This is a genomic window from Streptomyces sp. NPDC007917 (assembly GCF_042959105.1).
Taxonomy (GTDB): domain Bacteria; phylum Actinomycetota; class Actinomycetes; order Streptomycetales; family Streptomycetaceae; genus Streptomyces.
The window spans coordinates 1-17,991 of the sequence record NZ_JBIBKK010000006.1 but is presented as its reverse complement, the minus strand read 5'-3'; the positions used below and the strand labels follow the sequence as shown (position 1 = coordinate 17,991).

17 protein-coding genes and 1 riboswitch are annotated in these 17,991 nt (G+C 71.3%); of the genes, 7 read left to right on the top strand and 10 right to left on the bottom strand.

Going from position 1 to position 17,991, the window contains the following annotated elements:
* Nucleotides 1-118: 118 nt before the first annotated feature.
* Genes ACFZDL_RS12805 through ACFZDL_RS12785 form a run of 5 tightly spaced genes read right to left on the bottom strand, consistent with a single transcriptional unit; the run spans nt 119 to nt 5,856 of the window.
* Entirely contained in the window at nt 119-958 is an 840-nt protein-coding gene (locus ACFZDL_RS12805) for an ECF transporter S component (RefSeq protein ID WP_353597043.1), read from the bottom strand.
* Nucleotides 955-2,616, bottom strand: a complete 1,662-nt coding sequence (locus ACFZDL_RS12800; RefSeq protein ID WP_353597044.1) for an ATP-binding cassette domain-containing protein — start codon at nt 2,614-2,616, stop codon at nt 955-957. The genes ACFZDL_RS12805 and ACFZDL_RS12800 overlap by 4 nt, the downstream gene beginning before the upstream one ends.
* Nucleotides 2,613-3,830, bottom strand: a complete 1,218-nt coding sequence (locus tag ACFZDL_RS12795; RefSeq protein ID WP_353597045.1) for a CbiQ family ECF transporter T component — start codon at nt 3,828-3,830, stop codon at nt 2,613-2,615. The genes ACFZDL_RS12800 and ACFZDL_RS12795 overlap by 4 nt, the downstream gene beginning before the upstream one ends.
* Nucleotides 3,827-4,504, bottom strand: coding sequence for an SCO2322 family protein (locus tag ACFZDL_RS12790; RefSeq protein ID WP_353597046.1), 678 nt, complete (start codon nt 4,502-4,504; stop codon nt 3,827-3,829). Before ACFZDL_RS12790 ends, ACFZDL_RS12795 begins: the two co-directional genes overlap by 4 nt.
* On the bottom strand, nt 4,504-5,856 hold the full coding sequence (locus tag ACFZDL_RS12785) for a prenyltransferase/squalene oxidase repeat-containing protein (RefSeq protein ID WP_353597047.1): 1,353 nt from the start codon (nt 5,854-5,856) through the stop codon (nt 4,504-4,506). Before ACFZDL_RS12785 ends, ACFZDL_RS12790 begins: the two co-directional genes overlap by 1 nt.
* 184 nt (nt 5,857-6,040) lie before the next feature.
* A riboswitch (cobalamin riboswitch) is annotated at nt 6,041-6,120 on the bottom strand.
* A gap of 87 nt (nt 6,121-6,207) precedes the next feature.
* Between ACFZDL_RS12785 and ACFZDL_RS12780 the strand changes: the two genes are divergently transcribed.
* Nucleotides 6,208-7,026: a DUF5984 family protein gene (locus tag ACFZDL_RS12780; protein ID WP_353597048.1), complete on the top strand. Its 819-nt coding sequence runs from the start codon at nt 6,208-6,210 to the stop codon at nt 7,024-7,026.
* Here ACFZDL_RS12780 and ACFZDL_RS12775 read toward each other — a convergent pair.
* On the bottom strand, nt 6,998-7,720 hold the full coding sequence (locus tag ACFZDL_RS12775; protein ID WP_353597049.1) for a TetR/AcrR family transcriptional regulator: 723 nt from the start codon (nt 7,718-7,720) through the stop codon (nt 6,998-7,000). The genes ACFZDL_RS12780 and ACFZDL_RS12775 overlap by 29 nt on opposite strands.
* 254 nt (nt 7,721-7,974) lie before the next feature.
* Between ACFZDL_RS12775 and ACFZDL_RS12770 the strand changes: the two genes are divergently transcribed.
* The 4 genes from ACFZDL_RS12770 (at nt 7,975) to ACFZDL_RS12755 (ending at nt 13,271) form a co-directional block, all read left to right on the top strand.
* Complete coding sequence (locus ACFZDL_RS12770; protein ID WP_353597050.1) at nt 7,975-9,318, top strand: hypothetical protein; 1,344 nt, start codon at nt 7,975-7,977, stop codon at nt 9,316-9,318.
* 33 nt (nt 9,319-9,351) lie between these two features.
* Complete coding sequence (locus tag ACFZDL_RS12765) at nt 9,352-11,625, top strand: LppP/LprE family lipoprotein (protein WP_353597051.1); 2,274 nt, start codon at nt 9,352-9,354, stop codon at nt 11,623-11,625.
* A gap of 93 nt (nt 11,626-11,718) precedes the next feature.
* Nucleotides 11,719-12,342 carry an RraA family protein gene (locus ACFZDL_RS12760; RefSeq protein WP_353597052.1) on the top strand — a complete coding sequence of 208 codons (624 nt, stop codon included), beginning with the start codon at nt 11,719-11,721 and terminating at the stop codon, nt 12,340-12,342.
* Nucleotides 12,343-12,422: 80 nt separating this feature from the next.
* On the top strand, nt 12,423-13,271 hold the full coding sequence (locus ACFZDL_RS12755; RefSeq protein ID WP_353597053.1) for a class I SAM-dependent methyltransferase: 849 nt from the start codon (nt 12,423-12,425) through the stop codon (nt 13,269-13,271).
* Nucleotides 13,272-13,282: 11 nt separating this feature from the next.
* On the opposite strand, the gene ACFZDL_RS12750 is transcribed toward ACFZDL_RS12755, so the two are convergent.
* The 3 genes from ACFZDL_RS12750 to ACFZDL_RS12740 are packed head-to-tail and all read right to left on the bottom strand — an operon-like array spanning nt 13,283 to nt 15,125.
* Complete coding sequence (locus ACFZDL_RS12750) at nt 13,283-14,470, bottom strand: methyltransferase domain-containing protein (protein ID WP_353597054.1); 1,188 nt, start codon at nt 14,468-14,470, stop codon at nt 13,283-13,285.
* The gene (locus tag ACFZDL_RS12745; protein WP_319686132.1) at nt 14,467-14,604 is read right to left on the bottom strand and encodes a hypothetical protein; all 138 of its coding nucleotides are present in this window, start codon (nt 14,602-14,604) and stop codon (nt 14,467-14,469) included. The genes ACFZDL_RS12750 and ACFZDL_RS12745 overlap by 4 nt, the downstream gene beginning before the upstream one ends.
* 56 nt (nt 14,605-14,660) lie before the next feature.
* Nucleotides 14,661-15,125: an ATP-binding protein gene (locus ACFZDL_RS12740; RefSeq protein WP_353597055.1), complete on the bottom strand. Its 465-nt coding sequence runs from the start codon at nt 15,123-15,125 to the stop codon at nt 14,661-14,663.
* 558 nt (nt 15,126-15,683) lie between these two features.
* Here ACFZDL_RS12740 and ACFZDL_RS12735 point away from each other — a divergent pair.
* Nucleotides 15,684-16,589 (top strand): hypothetical protein, encoded by a 906-nt coding sequence (locus tag ACFZDL_RS12735; RefSeq protein ID WP_353597056.1) that lies wholly within the window; start codon nt 15,684-15,686, stop codon nt 16,587-16,589.
* Entirely contained in the window at nt 16,586-17,146 is a 561-nt protein-coding gene (locus ACFZDL_RS12730; protein ID WP_353597057.1) for an N-acetyltransferase, read from the top strand. Before ACFZDL_RS12735 ends, ACFZDL_RS12730 begins: the two co-directional genes overlap by 4 nt.
* Before the next feature lie 28 nt (nt 17,147-17,174).
* Here the strand turns inward: ACFZDL_RS12730 and ACFZDL_RS12725 are convergent, their stop codons facing one another.
* The gene (locus tag ACFZDL_RS12725) at nt 17,175-17,714 is read right to left on the bottom strand and encodes a hypothetical protein (RefSeq protein WP_353597058.1); all 540 of its coding nucleotides are present in this window, start codon (nt 17,712-17,714) and stop codon (nt 17,175-17,177) included.
* Nucleotides 17,715-17,991 lie beyond the last annotated feature (277 nt).

The following is a 17,991-nucleotide window of genomic DNA, read 5'->3' as shown; positions in this document are numbered from 1 at the left end:
TACGGGGACGGGAAGTGGGTGGCCGACTGGTCGGTGAACGTGTACCACCAGGGCTAGCCGCTCTCGGGGTCGGCGGGCGGTACCGGGGCGTGCGCCTCGGTACCGCCCGCTCCCGGTTTCACGGCTCCTTGAAGGCGACCGGCGCGTCGAAGGCCGCCCGGCGGGTCGCCCGGCGCAGCGCCCTGAGGACCGTACGGCCGAGGGTGAGGGTGAGCACCACCGTCACCACCGCGCGCGGAAGGTCCCAGCCGAGGGACGTCGCCAGGCAGTACGCGACGAAGCGGGCCAGGTTGTGCGACAGCGGATCGCCCGGCACGAACGACACGCCCGAAGCCATCCCGGCGAGATAGGGCCAGCCCTGCAGATTCATCACCGTGCCGTACAGGACGGACGCGACCGCCCCGTACCCGGCGAGCAGGAACAGCTCCCCGCGCCCGCGCAGCCGATCCGCCCCCGGCAGCAGGCCCGCACCCATGCCCACCCACCCCATGGACAGCATCTGGAACGGCATCCATGGCCCCACCCCGCCCGTCAGCAGCGCGGAGGCGAACATCGACACCGCGCCGAGCACAAAGCCGAAGCCCGGGCCCAGCACCCGCCCCGACAGCACCATCAGGAAGAACATCGGCTCGATGCCCGCCGTCCCCGCGCCCAGCGGCCGCAGCGCGGCCCCGGCGGCCGCCAGCACCCCCAGCATCGCGACGGCCTTGGAGTCGAGGCCGGTGTCGGCGATCGTCGCCACGACGACGGCCAGCAGCAGCGGCAGCAGCGCGGCGAACAGCCAGGGGGCGTCGGCGGAGTGGGCGAGCCCGGACGCGGAGTCGGCCAGCAGCGGCCAGCCGAAGGCGGCGACGCCGATCGCGGAGACGAGGGCGAGCGCGGCGACGGAGCGCGGGCCGAGACGGACCGCGCGGGCCTGGCGGGCGGTGTGGCCCCGGTCGTCGGCATCCGGCCTCATACGGTGCGCTCCGCTTCCCCCAGGGCGCGCCGTACCTGCTGGACCGTCAGCCACGGCAGGGGGGCCAGCACCTTGGCGACCTGCGGGGCGAACGCGGGGGAGGACACCACCACCTCCGCCGTCGGGCCGTCGGCCACGACCTCCCCGTCGGCCAGGATCACCACCCGGTGGGCGAGTTCGGCGGCCAGCTCCACGTCGTGCGTGGCCAGGACGGTCGCGTGGCCGTCCGCGGCCAGGCCGTGCAGGATCTCGATCAGGCGCGCCTTGGCCGCGTAGTCCAGGCCGCGGGTCGGCTCGTCGAGCAGGAGCAGCGGCGGGCGCGCGGTGAGGACGACCGACAGTGCGAGCGCGAGCCGCTGGCCCTCCGACAGATCGCGGGGGTGCGCCGAGTCCGCCACGCCGGGCAGCAGCCGGCCGACCAGCTCCCGGCAGCTGCCAGGGGCAGCGCCCGCGTCGCGGTCGGCCGCCGCGCACTCCGCCGCGACGGTGTCGGCGTACAGCAGGTCGCGCGGCTCCTGCGGTACGAGGCCGACGTGGCGCAGCAGCTCGGCGGGCCGGGTGCGGTGCGGTACCAGGCCCCGGCCGCCGCCGGCTCCGTCGCCCGCCGGCCCGGTGCCCCCGACGCGTACCGAACCTGAGGCGGGCGTGTGCATCCCCACCAGCGTGGACAGCAAGGTCGACTTGCCCGCGCCGTTGCGGCCCATCAGCGCCACCGTCTCACCCGGCCGCACCGTCAGGTCCACGCCGCTCAGCGCCTCGATTCGACCGTGGCGTACGGTCAGCCGCACCGCCTCGGCGACGGGCTCACCGTCCCCCTCGTGAGGATCTTCGCTTGGCGTGAGCGGCGTCAGCCGCTCCCGCAGCGGGGCCGCCTTGCGGCGGGCGTCGCGTATGGACAGCGGGAGGGGGCGCCAGCCCGCGAGGCGGCCGAGCTCGACCACGGGCGGCTGGACCGGCGAGACCGCCATGACCTCGGCCGGGTCCCCGACGACGGGGGCCGCGCCGGGGGCGGGCAGCAGGATCAGCTGGTCCGCGTACTGGACCACCCGCTCCAGGCGGTGTTCGGCCATGAGCACGGTGGTGCCGAGGTCGTGCACGAGCCGCTGCAGCACCGCCAGGACCTCCTCGGCCGCCGCCGGGTCCAGCGCCGACGTCGGCTCGTCGAGGACCAGGACGCGCGGGTGTGTGGTGAGCACCGAGCCAATGGCGACCCGCTGCCGCTGTCCGCCGGAGAGCGTCGTGATGGGCCGGTCGCGCAGCGCTGCGAGGCCCAGCAGGTCCAGGGTCTCCTCGACCCGGCGGCGCATGGTGTCCGGGGGGACGCCCAGCGACTCCATGCCGTAGGCGAGTTCGTCCTCGACGGTGTCCGTGACGAAGTGGGCCAGCGGGTCCTGGCCCACCGTGCCCACGACGTCGGCCAGTTCGCGCGGCTTGTGGGTGCGGGTGTCGCGGCCCGCCACGGTGACCCGCCCGTGCAGCCTGCCGCCCGTGAAGTGCGGCACCAGACCGGAGACGGCGCCCAGGAGAGTCGACTTGCCGACTCCCGAGGGGCCGACGAGCAGACACAGCTCCCCCTCCGGCACGGTCAGATCCACGCCCTGGAGGGCGGGTCGCGCCGCGTCGTCGTAGGTGACGGACACCTGCTCGAAGCGGATCACCGCGTGGCCTCCTTGCCGGTGTCCTCGCTGGTCTGCCGGGTGGTGTGCTGAGTGGTCTTCTGTGCCGGACCCGGTACCCGCGCCGGGGCCGGTGCCCGCGCTGGACCCGGTATCCGCGCCGGGGCCGGGGCCACGAACGCCGGGAGAAGCCCGACCAGCACCCCGGCCGCGGGCCACAGCGGCAGCACCGGCGCGGTGAGCGGGACGGCGGGCGGGTTCAGGGCCTGTGGGGCGTACGAGGCCGCCCAGATCATCAGGCCCGCGACCGCCACCCCCGACCCGGACACCAGCCATGCCCGCGCGCCCCACCGGTCCGGCCGGTAGCGGCTGCGCACCGAGCGGCGGCCGCCCAGCCACAGCCCGCCGAGCGCGGCGGCGAGCCCGGCGAGCAGCACCGGCAGGCCGAAGCCCGCGCCCTGCGCCGCCAGCAGCCCGTACGTACCGGCGCAGACGCCGAGCAGCCCGCCGAGGGTGAGGGCGGCGGTGGCGCGGGCGACGGCGGGCGGGACATGGGCGGTGCGGCCGTAGCCGCGCGCGTCCATCGCGGCCGCGAGCGCCACCGAACGCTCCAACGCGCCCTCCAGGACCGGCAGCCCGACCTGCAGCAGGGCGCGCACCCCGCGGTCGGGGCGGCCGCGCAGCCGGCGGGCGGCGCGCAGCCGCTGGACGTCGGAGACCAGGTTCGGGGCGAAGGACATCGCTACCACGACCGCCACGCCCGCCTCGTACAGCGCGCCGGGCAGGGACTTGAGCAGCCGGGCGGGGTTGGCGAGCGCGTTGGCCGCGCCGACGCAGACCAGGAGGGTGGCCAGTTTCAGCCCGTCGTACAGCGCGAAGGCCATCCCCTCGGCGGTGACCCGGCCGCCGATGCGCACGCCCTGCGCCCAGTCGGGGAGCGGGACTTCGGGGAGCGTGACCAGCACATGCGTGCCGGGGATCGGCGAGCCGAGGAGGACGGCGAAACACAGCCGGATCGCCAGCACCACCAGCCCCAGCTTGAGGAACGCGCCGTACGAGCGCGCCCACGGCGCGTCCGTACGGCGCGCGGCGACCACATAGCCTGCGACGGCGACGAGCAGCCCCAGCAGCAGCGGATTGGTGGTGCGGGAGGCGGCCGTGGCCAGCCCGAGGGCCCACAGCCACCAGGCCCCGGCGTGCAGCGCGCCGCGCGCGGGGCGCGGGTGTCCGGCGGTGGCCCGGTCGGCGCCGCTCATCGCCGGTGGTGGCGGCGCGCCTGCCACACGGCGGCGGCCCCCAGCGCGACCACGGCGGCCAGCCCGCCGATCAGCCCGGCCGACGGGCCGCCTCCACCGCCGCCCTGTCCGCCGTCACCGCCGCCGGTGCCGCTGCCGCCCGATCCGCCGCCGGTGGTGTCGACCTGCTCGCCGCAGCCCTTGGCGGGGTATCCGGCGATGGCGCACAGCAGGGCGGAGGAGTTGTAGCGCAGCGGCCCCGCGACGGCCGCCAGCGCGTCCCCGGCGCTCGCGTCCCGGCCGACCCGCGCGCACTCCGTACGGGGCTCGGGCGGGGTGCGGTGGTCGGGCGCGTCGGCGGCGGTGCCGAAGTCCAGGACCACCGCGACGCGTTTGGTGCCGTCCTTGGCGGGGGTGTGCGCGCAGACCGCCGTGAAGTCGGCCCGGTCGCGCGGCCGGGTGGCGTCCCCGGAGTCCTCGCTCACCGCGAACCGGAACCCGATCATGTCGCCGTCGTCCGGCCGGGCCGTGGCGGGCCCCTGTGTGGCGTACGTCCAGGTCTGCGCGCCCCGCTCCCGCTGCCAGAACGACCAGTAGCGGTAGCCCGCGGCCTGCGCGGCCGGGGCCTTGAGCGTGAGCACGGACATCAGCGCGGACATGAGCACGACGCAGACGAGCGCGGCGCGACGGCCCATCAGAGCTGCTGCTTCTTCCGGCCGCTGATCAGGAAGCCGATGCCGATGCCGGCCACCATGAAGACGCCCACCGTCCACCAGACGCCACCGACACCGCCCTTGTCGTCGCTCTTCTCGTCCTTGTCCGCGTCCTTGCCGGAGTCCGAGTCCTTGCCCGAACCCGACTCCGACCCGGCCGCGGAGACCGACTCCGGCTTCGGGCCGGTGGCGTTCAGCTGCTTGACGAGGTCCACACCGCCGAAGCTGCGCGGATCCGCACCGGCCGCGTGTGCCGCCAGGACCAGCTTGGCCAGGGCGCCCGGGTCGCCCTTCGCCCACGCCAGGGCGCCGCTCTTCTCGCCCTGCAGCCACTGCAGGGGCTTGGCCGCGGTCGCGCTGTGCTCCCCGGCGGCCAGCGCGACGATCGCGTCAGCCGTGCCGCCGAAGTCGGGCTGGGCCTTGGCGCCGGGCATGGCCGACAGCAGGTGATCGCCGTGCCCGGCCATGGTGTCCGACAGATACGCGGCGGCGGCCTGCGCGGCCCCGGCCGCCCCGTCCGGTTTGCCGTCATCGCCGCCGCCCTTGCCCGCGCCGCAGTCCAGCGGCTCCGGGGCCTTGCCGTTGTCCTTGCCGGCCGGCTCGAAGACGAAGCCCTTGCCCTCGGTGGCCAGCGCGGCGGCCGTGGTCGCCAGGTCGTTGGCGACGAGCTCGCCCTTGCCCTTGCCCTTGCCCTTGCCCGTGTCCGCCGTGTACGCGAACGCCCCGCGCTGCCCCTCCTTCGCATCGCACCCGAGCTGCAGGCCCAGCAGCACGTCGTACGGCGTCTTGCCGCCCTTGGCCGACTTCACCTGCTTCGGGTCCTGGCCGGCGGCGGCGAAGGCGCCGACGGCGGCGGAGGTGGAGTTGGCGTCGCTCGGGCTGCCCGGGTTCAGGCCCCAGCCGCCGTCGTCGTTCTGGTGCTCCTTCAGCCAGCCGATGCCCTTCTCGACCGAGGCGCTGCGCCCACCGACCGCGGCCAGCGCCTGCACCGCCGCCGCGGTCGCGTCGGTGAACTCGCCCTTCTTCGGGTCGCAGGCCGCGGAGGCGTCGGCCCGGTACGCGGCGAAGCCGCCGTCCGCGCACTGCTGGCCGGCCAGCCAGTCGATGGCCGACCGCGCCGGGGTGACCCCGACCGCGTCCTGGGCGAGCAGCGCGAGTGACTGCCGCCACACCCCGTCGAACTTGGGGTCCTTGCTGCCGTACAGCCCCTTGGGCAGCGCCGCCGAGCCGGACGGCTTGGGGGAGGGCGTGGCGTCGGCGAACGCGGCGGGGGCGGCGGCCGTGCACAGGGTGGCCAGGGCGGCCAGGGCCGTGGCGCTGCGGCGTACGTTCATAACGACGGTGCCTCTCGGTCGATGGTCTCGGCGGTGGCTGGACATCGGTACGCGGCCACGCACGGCCGCCCACCCCGCACGCCGAGGGACGTACGAACGCGATGACACCGGGCTCAGCTCCGCATACCTCGACGGTGCCGCCGCCGGACGGGCCGACGGCGGGAGCCTGCGGTGCGCCCGGCCAGGTGCTCCGGCTCGTACGCGCTGCGGCACACAGCCCGTACTCACGGTTGCGGGTCAGCGCCGGGTTCGCACCGGCTTCCCCCGATCGGACGCGGATGAAGTTTTCACGGATACCTTATCCGGCGCCGGACCGGGCCCATCCACGGCGGTCGGGCCCATACTCCTCCCATGATCCGGTTCCGTTTCGGGCTGACCCCCTTGGACCAGGTGCGGCCGTGGGGATCGAGCGAGCGCCCCGTACTGCACTGGTTCGGACTGACCGACGGCTGGTACGTCATCGACTTCGGCGACCATGAGCTGCTGCGCTACTCCGACCGCACGGTGCGGCGGCTGCGGGGCGGCGGAGACGGCGAGGGTGCCGAGGGCAGCGAGGGCGGCGGCCCGGCGCATCCGTACGCGGACTACTACGTGGTCCGGCTCTGGGAGGACCTGCTCGCGCTCCTGCCCGCGGCGCTCGAACCCGTACCCGAGGATCTGGCCGCCTTCGTGGCCTGCGACTCCTCCGACTGGCGCTGGGAGGAGACCGAGGAGACCCCGGAGGCCGAGGCGGCGGTGGAGTGGCACAGTGACCGCACCCTGAACACGGGGTATCTGCGCGTCGCGCCGTACATCCGCTGCTGGCGGACCGTCTCCGGGGAGTGTGACGTCATGACCGTCAGCTGGGCGCATCAGTCCGATCCCGAGGGCGAGATCGAGTTCGCCGGCCCGGCCACGGGCCAGGTGACCGTCCCGACCAGCGCCTTCGTCGCCGCCGTGACCGAGCTCGACCGCGCGCTGCTGGAGGCGATGGAGCGGCGGATCGGCGAGCTGGAGGCCACGGGGCCGCCGCCGGGGGTCGAGATCGACCTGGAGCAGCTGCGCCGCGAGCACCGGGACCGGGCAGGCTGGCTGGAGCGGGCGCGGCGGTACACGTACGTCACCGACTGGGCCGCCGTACGGGCGGGCGCGGACGCGCTGCTCAGACCACCAGACCGGGGCTGCGGGTGAGGCCGAGGAGGCCGAGGAGGCGGTCCATCATGTCCTCGAACAGCGGCACCGGGTCGTCCAGGGCGTAGGACATGTGGCTGTAGACGGCGAGGCAGAGCATGCCGTAGATCTGGCGCCAGCAGGTGATCATCAGGAGCGCGACACCGATGGGGACTTCGATGCCCATGGCCTCGCGGTACGTCCGCAACTGCCGCGCCAGGACCGGGTCGATCTCCTCGTCGGACGGGTGGGCCAACGCCTGCTCGCGCCACAGCCGGGTGAAGAGCTGCCCGTACATCCCACCCAGGTCGCGCAATATGGCGTGCGGGATGTCGTCGGCGGACGCGGCGGCCGCCTGGGGATAGGCGGCGCCCATGAGCAGGTTGAACTCCGCCGGGTTGGCCACTGCCCAGTCGAACACGGCCCGGGTGGCGGCGTGCAGCCGGGCGCTGATGTCGTCGGGCTCCTGCCGTTCCACCGCCCGCACGACCACCTGCATGAACTCCGCCATCACATCGTCGTAGACGGCGCGGATGAGCCCGTCCCTGCCCTCGAAGTAGCGGTAGAGGGCGGGCGAGGTGACGCCGACGCTGCGGGCCACGGCGGCCACGGTGAGACCTTCGACGCCCTCCGCGGCGGTGATCCGGCGGGCGGCGGCCCTCACATCGCGCTCCAGCTCCGCGCGTAGCCGCTCCCGCCGCGTCAGCCCTGCCACGCGCCGGCCTCCGCCCCCGTGTCCGTCCCCGTCCCTGTCTCCGTCTGTGCCGGACACCGTCGCCTCCTTGTCGTGGTCGGGTGCGGCTCAATGATCCTTCATCCGCTGTCGGGCGTATGGGGCAACCGACTTGTCGTGAAGGAGCATCGCATGGTTAATACTATTCTCGTTTCTAAGGGCAGTCACGTTTGTGTTGTCCCTGCAACGGGATCGGCGCTGTTGCGGCCGCGCCGCGGGGGAAGGCGGAGAGCTGAGTGAGTAACACCTGTGTGTCCGGTGTGCGCGGATGGATCGCCGCGGCCACCGCGACGGTTCTCGCGGTGGGGGGCCTGACCGCCTGCGGCGGGTCCGACGACTCGGGGAAGGCGTCCGGGCGCTCCGGCGTCTCGGACGGCGGCGGGCGCAAGCCCGGGGCGAGCGCGACGGGTTCGGCGGACCCGGCGGAATCCGGGCTCGCCGGGGCGATGAGGAATCTCTCCCGTGTGGCCTCGGCCACCGGGCCGGTGATCTGCTGGGATGACAGCGAGAAGGGTGAGCAGGTCGCGGCCTACGACGCCACGTTCAGCAAGCGCGTCGCCACGTACTCCGAGGAGCCGCTGTTGTCCCGGCTCTCCGAGATAGCCGAGGAGGGGGACGCGGACCGGGCGTTCGTGCGCAGCCTCTGCGGGAAGCAGGGGTACGGCGAGAACGTGGCGGACTCGGGGGTCAGCCCGGTCTCCCCGGACGGTCGGCGCGTCGCGGTCGAGGTGGTCACGGACGAGATGGGCGCCCTCACGTCATCGCATGTGGGGTGGCTTGACCTGGTCACGGGGGAGTTCACGGACATCACCGAGGCCGCGCGGAAGAAGGGCTACAGCCCGCAGACGCACTCCGACGAGACCCCCGGATTCGCCCCGGACGGATCGCTGTGGTTCCTGCGGGACGAGCAGGTGTACTACTCGGTGGATGAGAGCGGCCGACTCACCCGGCACCCGATCAGCAAGGCCTGCCACGACGAGCGGTCGTACAACGATGGCTTCTACCGCCCCGTGAAGTCGGCGGCCGTCACCTGTCCGCGTCTCATTCACCCGAGCGGGAAGTTCGCCGTCTATCCCGGCACCATCATCGACGGCATCGACTCGTATGACGGGTTCGACCTCGATCTTCTGGAACCCCGGATGGACCGGCGCGGCGACGACACGGTGTTCGGCGACCCCACCGATCAGATGGTCGTGCGCGAAGGCGACGATGCGCGCGACTGCGACCCGGTGGCGTGGATCAACGCCGACGACATCCTCTGCGAGGGGGCGTCCAACGCCTTCTTCACCGTCCGGGCCGACGCGAGCGAGCTGGGGAAAAAGTCCGACGGCCCGCTGGAGGCCGAGGTGAAGGCGGAAATCGCCGGCGAGACGGACAACAAGATTCTTTCCGTGGCGCTGTCCACGGACCGTCAGTACCTCTACATCGCGGCGGAAGAGGTCCTGGACGAGGGCGATATCAAGCTGTACCGCGCCAGCCTGACCTCACCGGGGGAACCGGAGGAACTGGGGCCGCTCCCACAGGGGGTGGGGGACGACTTCATATTCCGTGGAAACGCCCAGATCGGCGATTTCAAGTAGCGGGCGCGCAAGCAGAGCACATCGGGGGATTCAATGACGAAATGGTGGCCGCGCAAGCGGTCGTTGCGTATCCTGCTGTCGGCCGGTATCGCGCTGGCCGTCTCGGCCGGCCTGCTCACGGCATGGCAGGTGGTGGCCAACCGGCCGGGAAAACTGGCCGTCAAGGTCACGGGCCTTCCCGCCAAGGCGCGTTTCGCACTCCACATCACGGGGACGGACGGCTTCGAGAAAGACCTGACGACCGATGAGACGCTCTCCGTCAAACCGGGTGATTACCGCATCACGGCGAAGGCCAGTCATGCGAAGGGAAATGTCTACTACACGGCGGACGAGACCACGACGTGGACGGTGGCCGGTGGTGAGACCGAGCGGGCGGTGATCGATTACGCCGTGGCCCTCTCCGAGAAGACGACGGTCCTCAAGCCCGCCGACACAGGGCTCCTCAAGCGCCCCGGCACGTCGGAGATGGTCTTCGCCGCCGACTCGGCGGCGGCACGCAAGCTGAAGAAGGGCGCTTTCGTCGTCGCGCCGGAGAGCGAGCGGACGCCGCAGGGGCTGGTGCGCGAGGTGCGCGGGGTGACCCGGGAGAAGGACCGGGTCGTCGTCCGGACCAAGGACGCCACGCTTCGGCAGGCGATGCCCAAGGCCGTTCTGCGGGTCGAGGACGCATCGGGGGTTTCGGGTAAGGGCTCTTCGGCCGGGGCGAAGACGGACATGCGGCCCGCGGCGTACCGGATGCCGGCGGGGGCCGCGTCGTCGACTCCCGAGCCCGATACCCAGCCCGAGACCTCCATCAGGGTGGACACCTGGCAAGGAAAGGGAAGGTTCAAGAAGTTCAAGTGCGGGGGCGCGATGGCGCTCGTCAAATTCGAGCAGACCGAGCTGAAATTCGGCATGGCTGGCTCAGAGTTCGGGTGGAACAGTCGCGACGGAGCCTTCGCCCGGGTCAAGCCTCGGATCCAGAACAAGTACAAGCTGACGCTGGGTTCGCCAGTGAGCGCGCAGTGTATCTTCGACTGGCAGTCGAAACCATTGGCTCTGCCGAAAATCGCCGTGAAGCTTCTCCGGGTCGGGCCCTTCACCGTGTCACCCGAGGCAAGAGTCTTCATCAACGGAAAGATCAAGGGTGGAGCGGGGGCGAAGATCGAAATCGAGAGCCCCGTGGACTACCAGGGAAACGCTCAGGTGAATCTGTATCGGAAGCCCACCATGAGCGCCACAGGCTGGCCTCCGAAGGCCACGGCCAAACTGGTCCAGGCGGCGGACTTGACGGCGAAAGCGAAGGGCGGTCTCCGTATCAGCCTGGAGGTGAGCCCTGTCATCGAATTCGTGGTCGCCTCTGTCTATGTGGAAGGGGATTGGGCCATTGAGGGCAAGATCGACGTCAAGAAGGACTCAGCCAAGATCAGGCACTTTCCGGAAACAGTGATCGGCGTCAGCCTCAAGCCCGGCGATATCGGCCTGGATACCGGTAGCACTCCCGCTGTGGGTCGTGACTTCAATGTCGCGTTCCCGTGGATCAAACCGCGTACGATCTGGGAATCCGCTCCGGGTGAAGTCAAGGCCAAGGTGCAGAAGGCCGACGTCAACAAGGCGGTGACCTGCCCCTCCCGACCGTGGATGAAGAAGGAAATCGAGGCCATCGCTGTCTCCGGCACGGAGGCCTACCTGGGCCAGTCGAAGTGCTGGCCCGGATGGGCGGCCGTCACCTGGTCCGACGAACCGGCCTCGGACTTCGTGACGATCAGCGTCTTCAAGCGCAACGCCCGCCACTTCTACCCCGCCGTCCATCTGCTGCCCGTGATGGACGACCCGTACGACCCCGACTGGCTCCGCGACTGCGAAACCCTCCGCGGGATGAAGCCCCCGGCCGAGCTGATCTCCTTCGTCGGCTGCACCGCACAACCGGCGGCTGACCACGACCAGTTGGACGCGGCGGCCGCCCTGAGGCTCATCGAGAACACCAGCCACACCCCCGACCTCACGGCGGAACAGCTCAGCGCGCTCCCTGGCCCGCTGCGCGCCGTCAGGGGCATGTGCACGGGCAGCGTCACCGGGAACTGCGCGGCCGTGTTCTTCTTCCACGGAAACCGCTTCGTGGGGCAGGTCGACGGGGCGGGTCAGCTGACGGTCGAAGCCCAGGACGGCAAGACGGTGACCGTTTCCCGCGCCATCTACAAGGAGGGCGACGGGGGCTGCTGCCCCACAGGCGGTACCGCGCGCCACCGCGTCCGCTGGGGCGACGGAGCGCTGGCCGTCACCCCGTCCCTGCCGGACTTCGAGCGGCACGACGAGCCGGTCCGTTAGTCACCGTCATGTAGCCACCGCCATGGTCGATCATGGGCGGGGGAGGTCCGCCGGACCCCCTCGTCCATGGCAGCAGACGGAAGAAGGCAGAACATGACCGATGGCGCCGGCTTCGCGAACATCCCCCCGACCACCCTCGCCGACATCCTGGGCCGCGCCCAGGTCATGGACATCGGCATCCGCCCGCTCTGGTCCCCGACGCCGCGCGTCGCCGGCCCCGCGTTCACCGTGCGGTGCCCTCCCGGTGACAACCTCATGCTCCACGCGGCCATCCACCGCGCGGAGCCCGGCTCGGTCATCGTCGTCGAGTCGGGGGACGTGGACTACGCCCTCGCCGGCGGAAACGTCTGTGCCGTCGCCCAGCGGCGCGGGGTCGCGGCGTTCGTGCTCGACGGGGTGATACGTGACGTCGGCGAGGTGCGCGAGATGGGCTTCCCCGTTTTCGCCAGGGGGATCATCCCCATCCCGGGCACCAAGGCGGCGCCCCAGCCGCTCAATGTGCGGGTGCGGTGCGGCGGCGTCGAGGTGAACGCCGGTGACATCGTGGTGGCCGATGAGGAGGGCATCGTGGTCACTCCCCGCGCCCGCCAAGAGGAGGTGCTGCTCGCCGCGCAGGCGAAGTTGGCCAAGGAGGCCGACGAATCCCTCGACGCGTGGGAGGCGGCGCACCGCGCCCGTATCGACAAGGTCCTGAGCGACAAGGGCTTCGAGGGCTGAGTCACAGAAAACCGGGTGCCGAGTAGACAGGTATTCCTGTTCTCTGTCCTTCGTTCTCTGCGAACCGTAAGGGTGAGGGCATGGTCGCGGGCTGGAAGTGGGACGACACGCTGTTCTCGGGCACGGCCGCCTACTACCAGCGAGGGAGGCTCCCGTACGCCCCCGGGCTGGCGGACGCGCTCGCCGACGCCCTGCGACTCGACGGGCGGGGCCGCCTGATCGATGTGGGATGCGGCCCAGGCATCGTCGCCCTGAGCCTGGCGGATCTGTTCCGCGAGGTCGTCGGCGTGGACCCGGACAGCGGGATGATCGACGAAGCCGGGCGCGAGGCCGCGCTGGCGGGAGTCGCCGACAAGACGCGGTGGGTGCGGGCCCGCGCCGAGGAACTGCCCGTGGGCCTCGGCACCTTCACCGTCGCCACCTTCGCCCAGTCGTTCCACTGGATGGATCGCGAGCTGGTGGCGGCAACCATCAAGGACATGCTCCGGCCCGGCGGGGCGCTGGTGCATATCTCCGACCTGAAGACCGAGACCCGGACCACCGACGGTCTTCCGTATCCGCCCGTCCCCTACGACGCGATGGGGGAGCTGGTCAGGCGCTACCTGGGACCGGCCCGACGAGCCGGCCAGGGGCTGCTGCCGCAGGGGACGCCCGGCGGCGAGGCGGCGGTGTTCGCCCGGGCGGGATTCTCCGGCCCCCAGCGCCTTGTCGTCCCCGGCGGGCAGGCGCTGGTCCGTACGTGGGACGACGCCGTCGCCGGGGTGTTCTCCATGTCGTACTCCGCCCCGCACCTGTTCGGCTCGCGCCGCGACGACTTCGAGGCGGACCTGCGCCGACTCCTGCGCGAGGCCTCCCCGTCGGGCCGGTTCTCCGAACACCAACCGAGCACCGAGGTGTACGTCTGGGGGCGGGACCCGGCCAAGCCGTGATCAGGTCGGCGTCAGGGCGTCACGCGGGCGGGAACCAGGTTGTCCGGCGAGTCGAGCCACACCCGCTCGCCGTCACCATCCACGGTCAGTCCGAAGCGGCCGAACCCAGGGTGGCCCTGTTCCTCCCACCACCGATAGGCCGCTTCCGCTTCTTCCCATAGCTGACGCGGGCCCGACTGCCAGACACGCGCCGTTGCCCCGTCGCGGAACTGCACACACGCCCATGAGCGATCGGTGAGCCCGTAGAACCACACCGGCCGTGCTCCGTCGTCCTTGTCGGCGACGACGCTTCCGCAATCACGGACACACACCCCCAGCGCGAAGCGGTGTGGGCTGAACCGGCTACCCACGAACTCCTCCTCCGTGACCGCGGTGGAAGACTCGTCACCGTCGGCCACGCTGCCCGTGGCGTACGCGGAGTGCAGCACGGGCGGGCGGCGCTGCGCCCGCAGCTTCATGAACTCCACGGGCCCCGTGAATGCTCCGGACGCGCTCTGGCCGTCGTCGGCGACGACCAGCCGTACGACGGCGTCCCCGTTGCTGTAGTGCGTCCCCCAGGGGGCGACGATGACCCCTTGCGGTCTGCTCTGCCGCACCCATGCGAACGGGATCGACCGGAGCCCGCAGGTCGCGATGATCCGGTCGTACGGCGCGTCCTCGGGGTAGCCCTCGAAGCCGTCCCCGTGGATGACGCGGACGGGCGTCCCGAAACGCTCAAGAGCCGTCCGCGCGGCTGACGCCACGGCTTCGTCAACCTCCACCGTGACGACGTTCTCCACGCCAAGGCGGTGAGCCAACAGGGCGGCATTCCAGCCCGTGCCCGTGCCGATTTCCAAGGCTCGGTTCCCGGGCTGTGCGTCCAGGTCCCGGAGCATGGAGAACACGACACTCGGCATGGACGCGGAGCTGGTGGAGACCTCTCCTGGTGCTGTTCCCGAGTGCTCCCCGTCGTCCCATTGCGTGACGATGGGTGCGTCGGAGTCGGCGTAGCCCTGCCATGCCCCCGGATCGCGTGCCTGGCTGACGGCAATGCTCCGGCCTGTGCTCATGTCGAACGGCCACATCAAGTCAGGCAGGAACGCGGAGCGGGGTACGGCGTGGAACGCGGGTGCCCAGTCTGACGACAGGAAGCCGGCGGACATGAGGGCACGCCCCAGCTCCATGCGGCTGGGGCGCTCCTTGCGTGCGTCTGTCGTCACAGGGCAGCGACCTTGGGCGGGTTGGGGACACCGGGACCGCCATCAGGGGACGGCGGCTGGTGCGGACCAGGGTAGGGCTGTCCCGGCAGCTTGTCGCCGTTCCCACCGTCGCTGTTGCGCAGGATGACCTTCATTGTGTGCTCTCCTTTGCTCTGCCGACGCAGGGCGGTTCCCCACGTCGAAGCGCCGCTTACTGCTCGCGCCCGACCCGCAGCTCGGCCCATACGCGCTTCCCCCAGGGCAGCCGGTCCGTGCCCCACCGGTCGGAGACGGCCTCGACGATGGCGAGACCGCGCCCGTTCTCGTCATCGTCCTTGGCCGTGCGGGGCGTGGGGGCGACGTGGGATTTGTCGGTGACGGCTACGCGGATCCAGCCCGGTCCCGGGCGGGAGACGGTGACGCGCACACAGCGGCAGCCGCTGTGTGCGACGGTGTTGGTGACCAGCTCCGACACGATCAGCGCCGCTGGGGCGGCGAGATCCGGCAGCCCCCACGCTGCGCACGCCGCCTCCACCAGGCGACGGGCGCGTATGACCGACCTTGCCTCGCACGGCATGCTCTGGCTGTACGAGGGGCGGCCCGTCGCGGCGGGGCGCACGCGGTGGTCGGCCGTAGGGCCAGTGGCGAAGGTGTCGCTGGAGGGCTTCGGAGGCATCGTCGGTCCTTCCTGGGGAGCGGAGCGTGGTGGCGGAAGGGCGCCACGGCGTCCGCGCTTATCCAGGTAACCGACAGGCGCTGCGGTGGGGGTATGCCGGACCCGGCAAGGGGTCTGAGGTCCGCCTCTGTCGTTTTGACGCTTCCGTTTCCCTCGGCAGGTGGAGCCATCCCTTAACGTTCTGTCATGACGCGAACACGGAACGAGGCGCTTGCCGCCTGGATGGCCGAGCACGGGGTGAGCGCCAACGGGCTTGCGACGCAGGTCAATTCGGCTATCGCCGAGTTCACGGGCTCGTACGGGACGTGCACCGAGCGGGGCGTCTTCCGATGGCTTTCGGGGGAGATCACCTGGCCGCATGCGCGGCAGCGTGTTGCCCTGGCGCGGGTCACGGGTCGAACATCTTTGCAGTTAGGGTTCCGCCCCCGAGGGGGTCAACCCGACCCGCCCGCGACTCCCGAAGAGGATCCCATGTACCGACGTGCCTTCCTCACGGCGGCGACGGCCGCCGGCGCGTCCGTCGCCTCCCCAGCGGTAGGAACACCTCGCCGTGTTGGGATGTCCGACGTCGCGCGTCTGAACGCTGAGCTGACCGACCTCATCGCGGCTGACGACCGGCGCGGTGGCATCATGACGCATGAACGCCGTGCTGTGGACCTGGCGAAGCGGACTCTGGAGGTTCAGCAGCAGGGGACCACCAGTCAGCGCGTACGAGGCCACCTCTATGCAATGGCGGCCTCGTTCATGGCCGCCGCCCTCTGGGCCGCCATCGACGGGCGACGACTCGACAGCGCGCAGCACCACTTGAACCGCGCCGTCACCTTGGCGGGCCTGTCGGGCGACGCCACTGCCCAGTTCCGCATCTGGAGCCACGCCAGCATGCTGTACCGGCAGCTCGGGCGCCCCGCTGAGTCCGCGGCTGCCAGAGAGGCGGTACGCTCCACCAGTGTCGTGCGTCGCGACCCGTTCTTCGCTTCCCTCGCGCACGCCCGCGTCGCCATCGGGCATGCCGACGCGGGTGAGGCGACGGCCGCCCTGCGCAGCCTGGGGCATGCCCAAGACGCTCTGGACCGTGCTGACACATCGGTTCCCCGGCCACGGTGGGTGGACTTCTACGATCAGGCTGAACTCGAAGGCCTCGCTGTCGTGGCCAACATCAAGCTCGGCCGGTGGCCGGAGGCCGAGGCGCACGCCCATCGGAGTCAGGCTCTGCTCCGCCCTCATCTGATCCGCAATCGCGCCATGGGGAACGCGTACCTGGCCCATGCCCAACTCGCCCAAGGGGCCGTGGAATCCGCCGTCGCTGCCGCCCAGGCCGTTCCGGCCGACCTCGCTCACGGCGGCGGGCGCATCGGACGCCTCCTCGACAGCTTCGGCAATCGCCTTGAGGCCATCGCACCCGGAACCACAGAGGCCCGCGCCTGGGCCGAGTACACCCGCAGCCACAGGAGGACGGCAACATGACCGGACTGGCCTCGATCGACTTCCGCCGGGTCACCGATGTCGAGGACGTGCGTCAGCTTCTCCTGGACATCCATGTCGAGGTGCGCGGCGAGTTCGGCCTCATGGACCAGCCGTTCCAGTTCGTGGAGCGATTCGACGAGCGTCTGAGCAGTTGTGCCTCGCGGCCCGGCTGGGAAGCCGTCCTTGGCTACGCCGAAGGGGAGCCGGTCGGCTTTGCCTTCGGCGTCCCGTTGGCCGCCGACACCCGTTGGTGGTCATCGATGAAGAACCCGCTTCCGGAGGACTGCACCGAAGAGAACGGCAAGCGCACGCTGGCCCTGAACGAGATCCTGGTGCGCAAGCCGTGGCGCGGCAGAGGTGTCGCCCGCCGCATCCACGACGAGCTGATCTCCGGTCGGCCCCAGGAGCGCGTCACGCTCCTGGTCAATCCGAAGCACGGGGACGGGAAGCTGAAGGCTGTGTACGAAGCGTGGGGATACGAGCAGATCGGGACGCAGCAGCCGTTCTCGGATTCCCCGGTCTACGCGGTCATGATGCGTCCGCTGCGCATCGCTTGAGCCGCCGATACGAGCCGGGCGCCGCTGGTCAGTCCTCCTGGTAGAAGCGGTCGACCCAGCTGTCCAGCTGAGCGCCGAACTCCTCCACCGCAGCGTCCAAGAGCTCGCCCGGGTCGTCCGGTGGGGTGAGGCCGAAGGTCTCTTCCAGCCAGGCGACATACTCCCTGTGGCGCGGGCTGGGCTCGTCGTCCGCGTCGGGTTTCATGAACTGGGCTCCGCCCCAGGAAGGCCACTGCCGCCAGTCGCAGCCGAGTTGCCGGAACAGGTCCCGCAGGTCTTTGGCGACGATCCCGATTCCGCCCTCGTCGCCGAAGACCACCACGGGCAAGGTGGCCAGATCCTCGCGATCGTCTATGCGCCAGAGCGCATAGACCGAACCGGAAATGTTGGCGTACGCGAAGCAGAGGAAGCTGTCGATGAACTCCTGCTCGTCCGAGTAGCCTCCGGCGGCGTCGAGCTTGTCGAACTCGAGGAGCTCGAACCCGGCGGCGTAGTAATGGTTTCCGATGCGTTCGTCGAACTTCTTGAGGCGGTTGAGTTCCGGGACGGGGGAGTAAGCGTCACTCATGGCTGCTCCGAGGCGGGTTGAAAGATCGTTCGCAGTCGGAGGAACGGTACCGCCCACCGTCCCGGCACACGGACCCCGGACGCGCTACGTGATCACGTACGCGCCCTGGCCCGCCGACTCGCGAGCTGCGCCGATGTGGTGAGCTGACCTGGCCGCGGGGGGGGGGGGGGGGGGGCCCCCCCCCCCCCCCCCCCCCCCCCCGGCCCCCCCGGCCCCCCCCCCCCCGGGGGCGGGGGGGGGGGGGTGTAACACCCCCCCACAGACACCGGGGGCCCCC

Bases quoted from the DNA above. Each gene is read 5' to 3' on its own strand.
- ACFZDL_RS12745 (WP_319686132.1), bottom strand. From the start codon at position 14,604: ATGAAGGTCATCCTGCGCAACAGCGACGGTGGGAACGGCGACAAGCTG.
- ACFZDL_RS12805 (WP_353597043.1), bottom strand. From the start codon at position 958: ATGAGGCCGGATGCCGACGACCGGGGCCACACCGCCCGCCAGGCCCGC.
- ACFZDL_RS12765 (WP_353597051.1), top strand. From the start codon at position 9,352: ATGACGAAATGGTGGCCGCGCAAGCGGTCGTTGCGTATCCTGCTGTCG.
- ACFZDL_RS12790 (WP_353597046.1), bottom strand. From the start codon at position 4,504: ATGGGCCGTCGCGCCGCGCTCGTCTGCGTCGTGCTCATGTCCGCGCTG.
- ACFZDL_RS12735 (WP_353597056.1), top strand. From the start codon at position 15,684: ATGTCCGACGTCGCGCGTCTGAACGCTGAGCTGACCGACCTCATCGCG.
- ACFZDL_RS12725 (WP_353597058.1), bottom strand. From the start codon at position 17,714: ATGAGTGACGCTTACTCCCCCGTCCCGGAACTCAACCGCCTCAAGAAG.
- ACFZDL_RS12780 (WP_353597048.1), top strand. From the start codon at position 6,208: ATGATCCGGTTCCGTTTCGGGCTGACCCCCTTGGACCAGGTGCGGCCG.
- ACFZDL_RS12785 (WP_353597047.1), bottom strand. From the start codon at position 5,856: ATGAACGTACGCCGCAGCGCCACGGCCCTGGCCGCCCTGGCCACCCTG.
- ACFZDL_RS12730 (WP_353597057.1), top strand. From the start codon at position 16,586: ATGACCGGACTGGCCTCGATCGACTTCCGCCGGGTCACCGATGTCGAG.
- ACFZDL_RS12740 (WP_353597055.1), bottom strand. From the start codon at position 15,125: ATGCCTCCGAAGCCCTCCAGCGACACCTTCGCCACTGGCCCTACGGCC.
- ACFZDL_RS12795 (WP_353597045.1), bottom strand. From the start codon at position 3,830: ATGAGCGGCGCCGACCGGGCCACCGCCGGACACCCGCGCCCCGCGCGC.
- ACFZDL_RS12760 (WP_353597052.1), top strand. From the start codon at position 11,719: ATGACCGATGGCGCCGGCTTCGCGAACATCCCCCCGACCACCCTCGCC.
- ACFZDL_RS12755 (WP_353597053.1), top strand. From the start codon at position 12,423: ATGGTCGCGGGCTGGAAGTGGGACGACACGCTGTTCTCGGGCACGGCC.